The following is a 14,653-nucleotide window of genomic DNA, read 5'->3' as shown; positions in this document are numbered from 1 at the left end:
CATCAGAATTGTGCCGGGCAGCTGAAGTCGGAGAATGCCTGCAGCCGGAAAGGATTGAGCACCGAGCCGAATTGCACGTCGAATTCCGCTTCTTGGCCTTTGTCTTCGAATCTGGCACGGAAGAGATCGGGGGCCTGAACCGTCACCTTGGCGGCATCGAACAGGCGGAAGGGCGACCAGTCGCCGGTCTGTGTCATGGCCTCCTGCCAGCCTCCCGGCAAGAATGCGATCTGAGATTGGTTCTGTGCGCCGGCCGCCGGCCAGGCAATGGATTTCGGGACTATGCGTCCGTGGTTATAGACGACGCGTTCGCCAACGATATCCATGATTACAGCATTGGCCGAGTCCGACAGCGAGACGGGCTTGATATTGATCGATATGGCGGGTTTCTCGCTGCCAGCCGGGAAGAAGGCGTTCTCAATCTTGCTGGCATTCTCGAACTGCGCGATCGCTTGGCTCGGAATGCTGTCACCACCGAAGGTGCCGCGCCAGCCCCATGGCTGGGCACTGGTATCGACAAAAGCCTCAAGCCGGTTCTTGAAGAAGTTCTGGAATATGCCCTGCGGTCCAAAGAGCCGAACGAAATCGGCCATGGCGATATCCTGGCTGGATGTCCGGTCGAAAGGATAGCGACCGGTGACGATCCGAGCGCAAAGATCGGCGCCTTCGGCCGCCCAAAGATCATTGATGCGGGCGCGGGCCGTCTTGACCGCCAGCGAGCCGATATCGGCTGCAACCGCCACCATCCATGCATCCGCCGGTGCGGGCAAGCCGCGCGCCTGCTGCAACAGATCCTGGTTGGCATTGGCGAGCTGGCCGCCGGCGTCGAAGACGCGGGCAACCTCCGCCGTCGAATTGGCCGCACGCGACAACTGACTGTAGATATTCTGCAGGATTGGCTGGAGGCTCTGGATATGGGAGCGCGGCTTGTCGCTGCTAGCGTCCTTTCCGTCCTGCGACGGTTGCGCATTGGCGGAATTTACTTCAAGTGCGGCACGCAGTGGACCGTAAGGATCAGGTGCATTGACAGCACTTGCTGTGGCGGCCGTAAGTGCCGCATCCGGAGCATCGTCTAGCGAGGCGACTTCGGCGCCGGCAGCCGGACGCAGATCCGTGGCTGCGGCGATTGATTTCAGCACCATCTCCACGGGGCTTGGATTGGCCGCCAGAATGCGCGCCGTCTCGGTCGCGTCGGCAAGGTTGCTCGACGGGCGCACTTGCATATCGGCGAGGAGCGAAGACCAGCGCTGCTGGAAAGCATCAAAATAGAGTTGTAGCGCCGCCTGCGAAATCGCGTCCGTAGTCATCCCATAGGACGCCGCTCCACCGTCACCGCGAACCCATTTCTCCCTGAGTGCCTCGGCTGCTGCCGCTGCGATCGACGGCAGCACCACGTCACGATAGCCCTTGCCGGTGAAAATGCCGGGAATGCCATCGCTGAGCGTCGCCTTGGATTTCCGCTGGAAGATCTGAGCGCCCAGCGGCCCCAAAGCATCGACCGGAAGCCAGGCGTCAAGCCGGCGCGCCTGTCGCGAATGGATCACGATGTCATAGGCGCGAGCCGCAAGACTTTGCGTATGGATGGTCTCCCGCGCCTTGGCAATCAAGGTGTTATCCAGCTCGATCGCGGGCAGGCTGCCTGCAGCCATTGCCTCGACATGTTCAACGAGTGTCTTGCGCGCGGCAGATCGTCCTTCCCCGCGATAAAGTGCCGCAAACATGTCTTCCGATTGCTGCGAAACGAAATCCTTGTCGATCGGCCCCATGCCGCCGAGCATGCCGTATAGCTTCAAGGCATCGAAGGTCTTCTGGACGTCCGATGTTTGTTTGAGCTCATTTTGAATCTCCACCAGCATGCGCGGCAAAAGGAGCGAATTGAGCGCCCGCTGATAGGCGCCGCGCTGGCGGCTGACAATCTTGTCTTCCTGGTCTAGGCCGAAACTCGTCGGCCAGACACGCGCCTCATCGAAGCCGCTGGTAACAGCGCGCAGATTGTCGAGCGCCGGCAAGATCCGCAGGAAATCCGCGTCGGTGACATCGCGCACCGGGATGCCGGTCGCAAGCTTCTCGTAGTTGTCGATGCGCCGTTCGGCCGCAGCGATCGCGCGGGAATTCTGAAAATAGGTTGCCGTCCAGCCGGTGAAGACGATCGCAAGCGCGATTGCGGCTGCGCTATAGGCGATGCGCCTGATCATGGCCTGGCGGCCGGACAGGCGCCTGTCGCGCGCGACCAGCGACGCCTCGCCGAAGATGACGTCCTTGAACAGACGCGATAGGAAATAGCTGCGGCGCGTTCGCGGTGTTTCCGTTTCCCGGCTCTGTGTGCCCGAGGCGAAGTAGACCCCGCGCATCAGCGGCGCTTCGACAAGATTGGATGACGAGCAAAGTTCGCTCAGTACTTCCTGCAGGCGTTCGCCGAGCGAAGCTAGCTCCGCGGGGAAGCGGAATATGCGGCCGCGCACCTCGACATTCGGCTCCTGCTGCAGCCGCTCGATCAGCATGGCATCGACCCGCTGCTGCAAAAGCGCGAACTCTTCCATGAAGCGCTCGGGCAGGTTTTCGCCCTTGTAGCTTTCGTCGAGATTGAAAGTCGTCCCCCAGACCTGCTCGCGGTCTGTCTTGGCAAGGCCGTCGAAAAATTCGACGAAGCCGGTCAATAGATCGGCCTTGGTCAGGATGACGTAAACAGGTACGCGCGCGTGGAGGAATTCATCGAGCTCCGATAGCCGCTTGCGGATGGAGCGCACTTCGTCGAGCTGGGCTTCATGATCGCGGCCGAGCAGGTCGCCGATCGAGAGCGTAATGAGGGCACCGTTGATCGGCTGGGAACGGCGATATTTGCGAAGGAGGCCGAGAAAACCTTCCCATCCGGCCTTCGATGCGCCGTTCAGATCGTCCTGCGTCGTGTAACGACCGGCAGTATCGATCATGATCGCCTCGTCGGCGAACCACCAATTGCAGTTGCGTGTGCCGCCGGCGCCCTGCACGGAACTGCTTCCCATCGCATCGCCGAGCGGGAACTTCAGTCCCGAATTGGTCAGTGCCGTCGTCTTTCCCGATCCGGGTGCGCCGAAGATGACGTACCAGGGCAGTTCGTAGATATAGCCGAAGCGCTTCTTGCTGATGCGGCGCAGCAGCAGCAGCGCCTCCTTCAGGCGGCCATGGATTTCGCCGACTTCGGCCTGCTGGCTGGCTGCATCGTCGGCGATGCCGTCCACGAACGCCTTGTCGCGCTTGCGCGCGCGTAGCCTCGCGATCAGCATGTAGAGAAGCCAGGCGGCAATGATCACGCCGATCGCGATCATCCGCGCGCCTGTACCCGCCAGTGGCTTGAAGTTGCCATAACCGGCCATATAGCCGTAGAACCAGATGACAATGCAGATCGCCGCGACCCAGATGAGCGATATGAAACGCTGACCGAGAAGGCCAGCATAGGCCGAGACGTAGGAGCGAAGCGTGTAGAACGCGCCAAGCGGATTCATCGGCCACCCCCCGTCGTTGTCGCGGGCGCCGGCGCTTTGCCGGTCTGCGTTTGTGGCGTCGCTTGCGGGTTGAGGGCAGCATCGCCGAGGCGCTGCGCCGGATCGGTCAGCACCAGAATTTCCGTTCGGCGATTTGCCTCGCGGCCCTCGGGCGTATCGTTGCTTGCCAGAGCATCGCTGTCGGCGCGGCCCTCGGTCAGGATAGCCTCCTTGCCGGTGTAAGCTGCCAGGATGTTGCCAACGGCGCGCGCGCGCGCTTCGGAAAGATGCCAGTTCGATGGGAACTGCGCGGTGCGGATCGGCACGTTATCGGTATAGCCGACCACGACGGCGCGGAATTTTTCCGAGGCCAGCGCGCCGCCGATGCGCTGAAGAAGATCGCGGAATTTGTCGCTGACTTCGGCACTGCCGGTGTCGAACAGGCCGGAATTGTTGATGCGCACAAGCAGCCGTCCGTTGGAATTCGACAGCGTGACGAGCTTGCGATCGACTTCCGGCTGCAGGAAGGCCAGAAGATTGTCGAGCGGGCTCGGCTGCGCCTTGACCACGGGCGGCGGCATGTCGGGCTGCTTGGTTGCCGGAGGTGGAACTTGTACGGTAACCTCTTTCGGCTTCTCGATCAGAACGCTTGGCGTATCGCGCGGCGGCAGATTGGCGAGACGCTCGAAAGTGGCATCAGAGGCCCTGTTGAGGGAAAGCGTGAAGAACATATAGCCAAGCGCAAAAAGTAGCGCGAGCACGGAAAGGATCGTCCAGAGGGCGACTGCCGTCCGCAGTGGCTTGTGGCGCGCGGAAACACCGCGCCAATGCGGCGATAGCTCGCGCTCGAAGACGCCATATTGGCCAAGCAGTGTCTTATAAAGGCTGTCGCGAATGCGACCAAGCTCCAGCGAGCCACGCGGGGAAACGCGCGTCCGGCCCTCGAAGGCGAGCGACAGGCAGAGATAGATGAGGAGCAGCAGATCCTTGTTGGTGCCGGGGCTCTGCTGAAAATGATCGAGAAGATCGAAGACGCGATCGCCGCCGGTGACATCCATGTGGAAGGTCGAGACCAGACCGGACCGCGCCCAGCCGGCGCGAACGCCCCAGCGCTTGCTTAAGACCACGTCGTCGATGGTCGCGCAGACGACATAGTGCGCCGCCCGTGCCCGCTCCGGGCTGATGCGGGCGCTGGCAAGATCGCGCTCATAACGGCCGACCGCATCGATCGTCACCCGCCGCAGTTCGGCAATGTCGGGCTGCTCTTCGGTGTTGCGCAGGCTATGGGCGAGATTGAGCAATGGCGCCGCCGAACGTACGATGGTGGGAACGTCCTCACCACCGAAGCGAAAGCCGCGGATCAGGGCATCGACCGACCAGCCGCCGCTCGCATCGCCAGCCTTGCCTCCTGCTTTCTGGTCCAGTTCTTCGTCCAGAAAATCGGCCATCTTGCGGGCCGTCTCGTTCTTGCGGGCACCGTCCTCGGTCAGCTCGATGATCGTCGGCAGCTCGTGCCAGGGTGTTGAGCGTGGTGTGTTCATTCTCTCAGAGCCCACAGTTCCATCTCCAGGCCAGGAAAGTCGCCCGCAAGATGCAGGGCGATTGCGCCGGAGGTATCAAGCTGTTTCCAAAGCGGATTCTTCGTATCGAGTTCGAAGTAGATCGTGCCTGAGCGGTAGGGCAGCTGCCGCGGCAGCACGGGGAGCGGCCGGACGGGGATGCCCGGCAGCGCGACATTGACAAGCTCGGCGATCCGCTCAACGGGACCAACCTTGATCTGCGCCGGCAGCTTGCGGCGCACATCTTCGGCCGACATCTCGGCGCGCACGGCAAGCACGAAGCCGGCATCCTTAAGCAACGAGCGATCGTTGATGGTGCCGACGCGCACGTCGTGACGCCGTTCGATGAGCTCGATCGCGACCGCCGCTTGTTCCAGCACTGCTGAAAGAGAAGAGCGTAGATCATTGAAAACAGCCGAAAATGTTGCCTTCAGATCGTCGTGCCGATAGGGCGGAAAATCGCTGGCGCGCTTGCGGTCGGTGGTAAAGGTGGCCAGCTCGCCCGCGAGCTGGATGCATTCCTCATAAAAGGTCATCGGATGCATCCGCGACGCATTCGCCGCGATATGGCGCAGCATCGGATCGGCGCGATTGAGGATATGGAGCAGGAAATAGTCGCCCACCTCGGCGGTGCCACGAACCGTGGGATCGCCGATGCGTTCGGCAATCGCCTCGGCGCGATGGCGCACGATGCCGAGCAATTCGGTGATGAGCTCGTTCAGCCGCGCCTCGGCGGCACAATTCAAGGATGGCGCGATATAATCCGGATCGAGGATAACCGCCCTGTCGGAGCGGACTTCGATGATGCGGGCAAGCCCGATCAGGTCATAGCCGGCAAGTTCGTCGCCGGTCTTCAGATAGCGCAGGCTCAGGCGGCCGACATCGATCGGCGCCATGAAGTCGGTCTCCATATTCGCATCCGGCGCCTCATACTGCGAGGCGGTGATGCGCACGCTATTGCGCATGGCGCTGCCGTTCATGGCGACGTCGGCCTTGCCGGGCTGGCGCGCCGGCAGGGCCAGATAGACGATGGCATTCTTTGTCGAGTCGTCGAGATCAAGTGGAGGAGGCAGGTCCGCATCGATCGGCGCTTCAAAGGGCGTGCCGTCCGGCAGGATGCCGCGCAGGTTAGACAGCGCAAATTGGCCGATGGCAAGCGCGCTGCGATCAATGCCGATTTCCGCGATGCCCCAGGGATAGGGCGCAAGTCCCCGGGCAGTCGTGCGGACCAGCCGCTCCGTCCAGCGGTCGGCCTGCTGGAAATGCTGCACGCGAAGGAACATGCCTTCGTTCCAAACCACTCGGTTTTCGTTCTTCATCGGGTGTTGCCCGTCCTCTCTAAAAAACTGCTGTTATGCTGTTCGTCGCGGCCATCCGTAGCGGCCTGGAACGCCTCGGCCAGCAGGTCGCGGACCGAAATACTTTTGCCGTCCTTTTCGAAGCGGCTGCGATAGGACTTCCAATAGTCACGGCTGCCGCGCCAAAGAGCCTTGCGCGGGGAGGCATCGACCTGCGCTTCGATCATGCGCGGCTCGAAAATCCGGCTTGCTTCGCGCACGAGATTTTCAAGGCCGGCGTTGAGCGCGGATTGCCTTGAAATAAGCGATCGAAGGCGTTCAGCGAGCTGGTCGGTCCGTTCCCGGCTGAACAGCGAGGCCGATGAATGCGCGCTATCGTTCTCCACGCCGAAGATCGATGCCTCATCGTCGAGGGTCTGCTCCAATGTGTCGACAAGGGCTTCGAGCTGCCGAAGCGGATCGAATTGCAAAGTCAGGCTCGTATCGTCCGTCCCTTGATCCGCTTCATCCATGGTTCGGATATCGTTGGCCGGGACGATCGTTTTGGCAGTCTCGGTGGCATCCCGGCCGGTGCTGCGGGCAACGGCAACGGAGACATGTGTCGCCGGACCATGTTCCAGCTGGCTGCCAAGCTCGAACTCCGAATTCCAGTCGTCCGGAAGGGTTGGCTTGATGCCGGCGATATCAGGCGGACCGTTCCAGCCGATATCGACGTTCCTGCTGGATGATTTGCTTTTTTTGGAGGATTGCGGAACCGATGCGATCCAATCATCGCCGCCCCGCTGACCAAGTACGCCGGTGGCTGTGCTGCCGCCCGGCGCAATATCGGCAAGGATAGAAGAGATCGTCATGGTTTCATCACTGAGGCGCAAATCGGCGGCCGGATCGTCGATATCGCGATCCGCCTCCCCGGTGATGACGACGTTGAAGGTGACGTCGCCGAATGTGATCCTGGACTTGTCCGAAAGCCTTGCCGTCTCTCCTTCCAGGATCGCTGCGCCATCCACATGGGTTCCATTGGCGCTCTGGTCGCGCAGCAGAAAACCGACGCGGTCGCGCTCGATCACGCAATGAACTTTCGAGATCAGCCGATCCGGGTCGGAAACCTGCCAGTCGCAATCCGGCGACCGACCGAGCGTGCGCTTGCCGCGTTCGAAAAACCAGCCCTTGCTGGCGCCCTCTCCGGAGACTTGCCGCAGCTCAAGCCGCATGGGCGCCTCCTTGCTTCGAGGGACTACGGTTCACCCTGGGTTCGACGATAACGGCATCGCCGCTGTCGCGATCTGCCGCAGCGACGCGTGCCCAGCTGTTCCATCCGAGTCTCGGCGGGTCGCCCGACTGGCCAAGCTGGCAGAAGGGGATATGCTCTTTCTTCAAAACGATCTGGATGTCGAAATCGAGTGACGGACCGACATAAAGGCGCGTCAGCGCAAAGAGCGCATCGATGTTGCTGCTACCAGGCGAAAGCGAGCGGTAGTCCTCATAATCGACCGGCCCGATAACCACACGGAAACTGCCGCCGAAATCATGGATCGCGGCACCCGCTGTTGCATTGACGCCCAGCTGCACGCCCTGCGGCTGCCCCATTCGGCTGCGCTCCTCGACGGGAATGGAAAGCCAGCGGCCCTTGAACAATTCGATTTGAATCGGCAGCCCGCTGAATTCCCGTAGCATCGCTTGCAGGTTGACCGCATTGCGCGTCTGCGCTGCAAAGAAACCGGAAAACCTCAGGATCAGCTCGTCATCCGGCCGAACCCGCTCCTTCAGCCTCGCCGTGCCGAAGCCCGAAAGCGCAAACAGCGCCGTAATGAAGGAATTTCCGCTTCTGTCCGGGCTCCATCGCATGCGGCGGGCAAGCCGGTACTTCTCGCAGGCATCGACGAAAAGCTCCGCGAGACGGCTGGTGAAGAGATCGAAGAAGCTTGAAAACCCATGAGCGCGATTGCGCTCTTCGCGCATGACAAGCTCATTGTAGCTCGGCGGCATGGCGCCGAGAGGGCCAAGCAGGCCGGCCATGCTGGCCCGCACCGAACCCATCATACCCTTGCGCTTGAAGTCGCTAACCGCAAGGGGGGCCGGCGAAACGCCGACCGGCGAGGATACCGTAAGGTGATCGCCGGCCGCGTGCTGGGCGATGCGAAAGGCCGTCGTCGGCTCGAAGCGACCGGGGTCGCGTTCAAGCAGCGCGGCAAGCATTTCGCTATCACTTGGCCGAAACTGGTCCATCGCCTTCAAATCATCCTTTCGTCAAAGCAGCGGTCGTTCGGCGGCGCGAGCCGGCCAGACGGCAATCGGCTTCGATTGCCCCTTCATCGAGATGGAGAGGCGGGTGAAACTGTTGATCGAGGTGTAAAGCCCGAAAAACCGGTCGAGAACGCTGCCGAAGAGATAGGCCGAGGGCCTATCGATGGCAGCCGGATCGAACTCGAGGCGGATATCCGTGCCCGTCACCATCCCGCCGCTGCCAAGGCGTGTCATCGAACTCTTGGCGTCGACCCGCACCAAGGCATCGGCGAGCTGCCGCGTCTCGCGGCTGTCCCTGAATGCGTAGAGCGCCAGCATGTCCTTCAGTGCAGCGCCATCATTGTCGAAGATGGACAGATGGTTGAGCTGAAGATGCGACATGAGCCGCCAGTTGCGCCCCTGCTGCTCGTTCATTCGCACGGACGGCGTCGGCGCCATCAGGGCTTCGACGGCCTCCACCGCCTCGCTGCCGGAGGCGAGCTGCAGACGGGGATGGCCGCCGCCAAACGGCAATTGCTCGGGCAGTTCGCGATTGAGGCAAAGGGCGTCGATGCTGGCGATCCTATCGACGGGATCGCTTGCGCGGCGCGCCCGATCCACGAAGGTGATTTCCATGTCCGACGTGTGGTCGTCGGCATCGAAACGGCGCGCGCACTGCCAGAAAAGCGACGAGGCACCGCCTTTCAAGCTGCGGCCGAAGAACGGCTGGCACTGTTCCTCTTCGCCGGTCCGGGCCGATAGGAGCACCTTTTCGATCGCATAGATCTCGCGCGTCTTCTGTCGCCTGGCATCGGGCAGCACGCGATATTCCGTGCGCGTCCCGTCGAGCGCGATCGGCTCGCAGGTCTGACGGAACAGATTGACGATCGGGGTGGCATTCAGGACGAAATCGCGCGCCGAAATGGCTCGCTCCAATTTGGCGCTGGTTTCGTCGAGATAGATGAAGATTTCCAGCGTCTCGCCACGCCATGCCTTCAACCCGACGATATCGACGAAAAGGAATTTCTGCGGCAAGGCGAAGAATTCCGTCAGCAGCCGATAGCCGGTGAAGCTCGATGTGGGGTAGGGCAATATAGCTTCCTCCGGCTCGAAGCCGACGGGACGAAGAGCCTTGGCCGGTAGCATGACCGGAGCGCGGTCATCGGCATGCTGGGCCAGAGCGATGCCGAGCGTATGATTGACGAGAAGCTCGTGAATGGCGACCGCCTGCTGCCAGGAAGAGCCGATATGAAGCCGAAGCTGGTCGAGGCCGATCTCGCTGAACGGCTTATTGGTGTCGCGTGCCCGGATCGAAAGGCGCAAGCAGCCAGCAGCCCCCGCGTGAGGAGAGGGCGGCGCATTGATCGGATGGCCCGCCAGGGAGGCCGAAACGATCTTTATGGGAGCAACCTGGGTGTCCTGCGTGGTGCGGAAGCGGCAGCTCTCGCCGCCGATCGGCTCTGCGAAGATTTCCGTATGGCGCGGCACGGTCTGTACGGATGCCAACATGGCGCTGGGAGCAAAGCGCACGATGCTCATCGACGGTAGCGGTGCCAGATAGTGCGGATAAAGCGTTTCCAGCAGGCCATCCGTCAGTTCCGGAAACTCGTCGTCGAGCTTCTGGCGCACGCGGGCCGCCGAATAGGCGAAGCTCTGGATCAGCCGCTCGACATGGGGATCATCGGCGACTTCGCCTGTCACACGCAGGCGGCCGGCAATCTTCGGAAAAGCGTCGGCAAACCGGGCTGCCCGCTTGCGGATGGCAGCAAGCTCGTCGTTGTAGCGCTGCAGAAAACCGTCAGCCATTGTTGGCCTCCACCAGGAAGCGCTGGGTCGACGGGTCGATCGTCGATTCAAAGCTGATGGGCGGCATGCCCTCATGCACGCGGAAGGTTGCCTGAATGCGCATGCGCAGGGCGCGCTCACCATTGCCCCGGCTCTTCAGGATGTTCACCCGCACGTCGGAAAGCCGCGTTTCGAAAAGCGTGATCCGCCTCTCGATCAGCCGGGCGAGGCGGTTCTTGGCTTCGTCGGTCACAAGATTTGCCGACACCATGCCGTCGACGCCGAAAGACACCAGCGCATCGCCGAGTTCATCATGGATCGAGGGCGGTGCCGTCGGGCGGCGGCGGGTGTTGAGCAGGGCTTCGAGATCGCGGCGGATGCATTCGCGCAGTTCACGCAGCTGCTCGGCCGAGGTCTGCGGCGGATCCTGCAGGCGGTCGGGATTTTCGTCGATCAGCCGATCGATGATCGATCTGGCGACGACCCTTTCCCGAGGCCTGTAGCGTTCCAGCGGATCAACCATGGGCGGCGCGCCTCGTCCCGTCGGAGCCGGAGACCGTTTCAAGCGACGTCAGATCGTGGAAGGAAACAAGATCGTCGCCGGCCAGGAAGCATTTCTGGCCGCGGCCGGTGGTGATGCCCGTCGCCTCATCGACCCATTCGGTCTCACGGCCGAGCAGCAGCCTGGCACCCGTGGTGCCGTGGTAGATCGCAGGCAGGAGGACGGGCGCGCTTGCCCCGTCCCCGAGTTCCAGCTCGGCCCTGCGGAAGGCGAGATCGCGCGGGCGCGCGATCGGTTCGACGTGAAGGGAGGCAATCCTCGAAAAGTCGATCCAGAGATAGGCTCCGCCCGTCATGATGACTTCGAGAGCATGTGGAATGCGGTCGTCGAGATCACGAAAGTCCGAAACGAGCTGGCCGTTCCAGTTCATCGGTCGTTCGCCCCTGATCTCCTCCAGGGACCGCAGTGTGGTGGACGTATCTGCAGAACGGTCGAGATGCGCGATCGCAACCTTCATCGCCGCCTGGTCGAGAGCCGTCGGGCCGTTCGGGAAATCCGGTGCGGCCGCCTCTTCGAACCAGGCCGAACGCGCCGCCATTGCCCGCAGCTGATTGCGCAGCATGGCAAAGCCCATCATGTCTTCCGGCGCAAACGTCGTTGCAAGATTGCACTGCGCGTCGGCTCGTGCGTAATCGCCGGCAAGGATCAAAAGATCGATAAGGAGATGTCTTCCGTCCTTGTCCGTCGGTGCCGCCTTCACATGCGCTTTCGCCTGCTCGATCGCATCGTCGAGCGCGTTTTCGCTGAGGGCTTCGGCGATCTTGGCGGCGAGCGTCATGCGGATTTCCTTTGCGGCGTGTTTGCGGAACGGGAGAGCGCATGCGTCGCGTTTGCCGTCTCCGCGATGAGATGAAAACTGGTCGATACGTCATCGAGCTGAAAGTGCGGCTGCAGCCGCACGGTACAGGCGAACATGCCGGGCTTGCCCGGAACTTCGTCGACGCTGATGCCGGCCGAGCGCAGCGGGAAGCGCGTGCGCAGCGACAGGTCCGCATCGTCGTTGCCGAGCGTGTAGCGCGACAGCCAGTCGTTCAGCTTGCGTTCGATCGAGATTGTATCGGCAAGCCGGCCGATCTCGTCGCGCATGATGACCTTAAGGTAGTGCGAGAAGCGCGAGGCGCAGAGCACATATTGCAGCATTGCCGCAATGCGCGCGTTCTGCCGGGCGTGCTCGCTCGTATAATGCGGTGGTGCATGCAGCGACTGGTTGGAATTGAAGATCGCTGAGGCGGAAAGATAGGTGGTCGCGACGGGCACAATGCCGAGCTCGCACAATTGCTGCTCCTGCGCATTGGTCAGGCGGATTTCGACAGGAGCCTGCTGCGAAAGACCATTGCTTTCGATGCCGAGATCGTAGGGCGCCAGTTCCTCCTGGCTCAGCATGCCGCCGTCGATTGCATCCTGCGTCACGCCGCGAATGTCGGCAAACCAGCCGGATTCGACGAAATTGCGGATGACGATCATCGCGAAGGCGAAGGCGCCGTTGCCCCAAAGCAGGCTGCTGCCGTCGGCTGCGATGCTTTCGCGAAACGGGAATTGATCGTCGCGGTCGCGAGAATAGGCCTCGTAGGGAGCCCGCATCAGGATCCGTGGAGCGACGAGCCCTAGGAAGCGGGAATCCTCGCGCGCCCGAAGCCCGTTCCAGCGGATGCGGGCAGGATCATAGGACAGCCACGAAAAATCCTGCACGCGGTTGAGTTCGCTGAAATCCTGCAAGCCGATTGCCTGCGGCGCAGCTGCCGCCATGAAGGGGCAGAATGCCGCGGCCGCGGCCATGCCGATCTGGGTCAACGCCCCCACGGTATCGCCCCCGGCCGGATCCTGTGGCGAAAGCTCGTAATCGCCGATCAGCAGTCCGAACGGCTCGCCGCCGGGCATGCCGAATTCGCGGCTGTAAATCAGCTCGAAAAGATGGCTTTGGTCGAACTCCGTCGTCCGTTCGAGATGGCGCGTCAGTTGGGGCCAGCTGACGCTGAGGATCTTGACCTTCACCTCGTCCGACTGCCCTGTATAGCGCATGAGCATGGCAAGCCCGCGCCACCGCGCTTCCATCGCCTGGAATTCGGGGTGGTGCAAAATAGCATTGACCTGCCGGTTTAGCGCATCGTCGATCATGGCGATCACGCGATGCGCCTGACGGGGCCAGGGAGCTCTCGGTTCCATCGTCGTCGCGGTCATGGTGCTGGCTGAAGGTGCGCGGCGAGGCGATCGCCGCGCCACCTCTCCTAGTTCTTGCTCGGGATGCGGGCGACCATTCTAAGCGAGGTGGTCAGCTCTTCCATCTGAAGCCAGGGCCGCATCCAGGCGACGGCGTTATAGGAGCCGGGCTTGCCCGGAACCTCCTGAACCGTCACCTTCGCGTCGCGCAGAGGATATTTTGCGCGAGACTCTTCACCCGCATCGTCATTGGCGTTGACGTAATTGGCAATCCAGCGGTTCAGCCAGTTCTCGCAATCCTGCGCTTCCATGAAGGAGCCGATCTTGTCGCGGCCCATCACCTTCAGGTAATGCGCAAAGCGGGACGTCGCCATCATGTAGGGCAGGCGGGCGGAAACGGCCGCATTGGCGGTTGCCTCCGGCTTGTCGTAGAGCTTCGGCTTGTGCGTCGTCTGGGCACCGAAGAACACGGCATAATCGGTGTTTTTGTAGTGGCAGAGGGGTAGGAAGCCGAGCTTGCCGAGTTCGGCGTCGCGGCGGTCGGTGATGCCGACTTCGGTCGGGCATTTGAGGTCGAGATCGCCATCATCGCTCGAGAAGATGTGCATCGGCAGGTTTTCGACCTTGCCGCCGTTTTCCGCGCCGCGGATCGCCGTGCACCAGCCGCTTTGGGCAAAGGCGTCCGTCAGCCGCGTTCCCATCACATAGGATGCGTTCATCCAGCAATAGGAGTTGTGATCGAGCTCGCCGGTCTTCGAATGTTCGGTCTCGTCGAAGGCGAAATCGTCGATCGGGTTGGTTTTCGGCCCATAGGGCATGCGGGCAAGCACACGGGGAAGAGCGAGCGTGACGAAACGCGAATCCTCGCTGTCGCGCAGGCTGCGCCATTTCGCATATTCGACCGTTTCGAAAATCTTCTCCAGATCGCGCGGACGGGCAAGCTCACGATAATCGTCGAAGCCGAACATGCGCGGGCTGGCGGCCGAAATAAACGGCGCAAACGCGGCGGCGGCAATCGACGAAATCGCCTGCAGCGTCTGCACGTCGTCGAACGAATTGTCGAATTCGTAGTCGCCGATGATGGCGCCCATGGGTTCGCCGCCCGGTGTGCCGAATTCGTCTTCGTAGATGGACTTGAACAGCCGCGACTGGTCGAACTCCACCGCTTTCGCCAGATCCTTGGAGACGTCGCGCTTCGACGCGTTCAGGACGCGGATCTTCAGGTTGACGCTGGTCTCGCTATTCTTGACCAGATAGTGAAGGCCGCGCCAGCTGCCTTCCAGCTTGGCGAATTCCGGCGACTGCATGATCGCGGCGAGCTGCCGCGAAATCTTGCTGTCGAGTTCGGCGATCGCCTTGTTGAGGGTGATCGTTAGATTGCGATCATAGGTGACGGTCCCCTTGAGAGCCTGATCGGTCAGCGTTCTTAAGAGATCCTGGGCACGGTCGGGCTCGGTTTGCCGGGTTGCGGCTACGATCTGCGACAGCAGATTTTCATCGGGCGCAAACTCGGCCTCTTTGGTCTTCAGTTGGCTTTCAGCGCTCATTTTTTCGATCCTTGCGGAAAGTGCGGGCGATAGCGGTGGAGCTCGATGCCTGCCGTTATCG

The 14,653-nt window shown here is 61.8% G+C and carries 10 protein-coding genes; all 10 read right to left on the bottom strand.

The features are described 5' to 3' along the window. Window positions 1–2: 2 nt before the first annotated feature. From tssM to tssC (HGP12_RS32120), 10 genes are read right to left on the bottom strand one after another with little or no spacing between them, the layout of a single operon-like run. Window positions 3–3,482 carry a type VI secretion system membrane subunit TssM gene (gene tssM / locus HGP12_RS32165; RefSeq protein ID WP_168880144.1) on the bottom strand — a complete coding sequence of 1,160 codons (3,480 nt, stop codon included), beginning with the start codon at window positions 3,480–3,482 and terminating at the stop codon, window positions 3–5. Continuing rightward, a complete protein-coding gene (gene tssL / locus HGP12_RS32160; RefSeq protein WP_168842986.1) occupies window positions 3,479–5,002 on the bottom strand; it encodes a type VI secretion system protein TssL, long form in 1,524 nt (507 codons plus the stop codon). Before tssL ends, tssM begins: the two co-directional genes overlap by 4 nt. Next, window positions 4,999–6,339 (bottom strand): type VI secretion system baseplate subunit TssK, encoded by a 1,341-nt coding sequence (gene tssK, locus HGP12_RS32155; protein ID WP_168842985.1) that lies wholly within the window; start codon window positions 6,337–6,339, stop codon window positions 4,999–5,001. Before tssK ends, tssL begins: the two co-directional genes overlap by 4 nt. Continuing rightward, window positions 6,336–7,529, bottom strand: coding sequence for a type VI secretion system-associated FHA domain protein (locus HGP12_RS32150; RefSeq protein WP_168842984.1), 1,194 nt, complete (start codon window positions 7,527–7,529; stop codon window positions 6,336–6,338). The genes tssK and HGP12_RS32150 overlap by 4 nt, the downstream gene beginning before the upstream one ends. Beyond that, window positions 7,519–8,544: a type VI secretion system baseplate subunit TssG gene (gene tssG / locus HGP12_RS32145; RefSeq protein ID WP_168842983.1), complete on the bottom strand. Its 1,026-nt coding sequence runs from the start codon at window positions 8,542–8,544 to the stop codon at window positions 7,519–7,521. Before tssG ends, HGP12_RS32150 begins: the two co-directional genes overlap by 11 nt. 21 nt (window positions 8,545–8,565) lie before the next feature. Further along, window positions 8,566–10,347: a type VI secretion system baseplate subunit TssF gene (tssF, locus tag HGP12_RS32140; RefSeq protein WP_168880143.1), complete on the bottom strand. Its 1,782-nt coding sequence runs from the start codon at window positions 10,345–10,347 to the stop codon at window positions 8,566–8,568. Beyond that, window positions 10,340–10,849 carry a type VI secretion system baseplate subunit TssE gene (tssE, locus tag HGP12_RS32135; RefSeq protein ID WP_168842981.1) on the bottom strand — a complete coding sequence of 170 codons (510 nt, stop codon included), beginning with the start codon at window positions 10,847–10,849 and terminating at the stop codon, window positions 10,340–10,342. Before tssE ends, tssF begins: the two co-directional genes overlap by 8 nt. Beyond that, on the bottom strand, window positions 10,842–11,666 hold the full coding sequence (locus HGP12_RS32130) for a type VI secretion system accessory protein TagJ (RefSeq protein ID WP_168842980.1): 825 nt from the start codon (window positions 11,664–11,666) through the stop codon (window positions 10,842–10,844). Before HGP12_RS32130 ends, tssE begins: the two co-directional genes overlap by 8 nt. Further along, the gene (gene tssC, locus HGP12_RS32125) at window positions 11,663–13,066 is read right to left on the bottom strand and encodes a type VI secretion system contractile sheath large subunit (protein WP_246703633.1); all 1,404 of its coding nucleotides are present in this window, start codon (window positions 13,064–13,066) and stop codon (window positions 11,663–11,665) included. The genes HGP12_RS32130 and tssC (HGP12_RS32125) overlap by 4 nt, the downstream gene beginning before the upstream one ends. A 47-nt stretch (window positions 13,067–13,113) precedes the next feature. Beyond that, on the bottom strand, window positions 13,114–14,592 hold the full coding sequence (gene tssC / locus HGP12_RS32120) for a type VI secretion system contractile sheath large subunit (RefSeq protein ID WP_168842979.1): 1,479 nt from the start codon (window positions 14,590–14,592) through the stop codon (window positions 13,114–13,116). Window positions 14,593–14,653: the final 61 nt, after the last annotated feature.

The sequence above is a fragment of the Rhizobium sp. P28RR-XV genome, from assembly GCF_012641385.1.
Classification (GTDB): Bacteria; Pseudomonadota; Alphaproteobacteria; order Rhizobiales; family Rhizobiaceae; genus Rhizobium.
The sequence above is the reverse complement of the archived record's forward strand: the minus strand, read 5'-3'. Positions and strand labels throughout refer to the sequence as shown.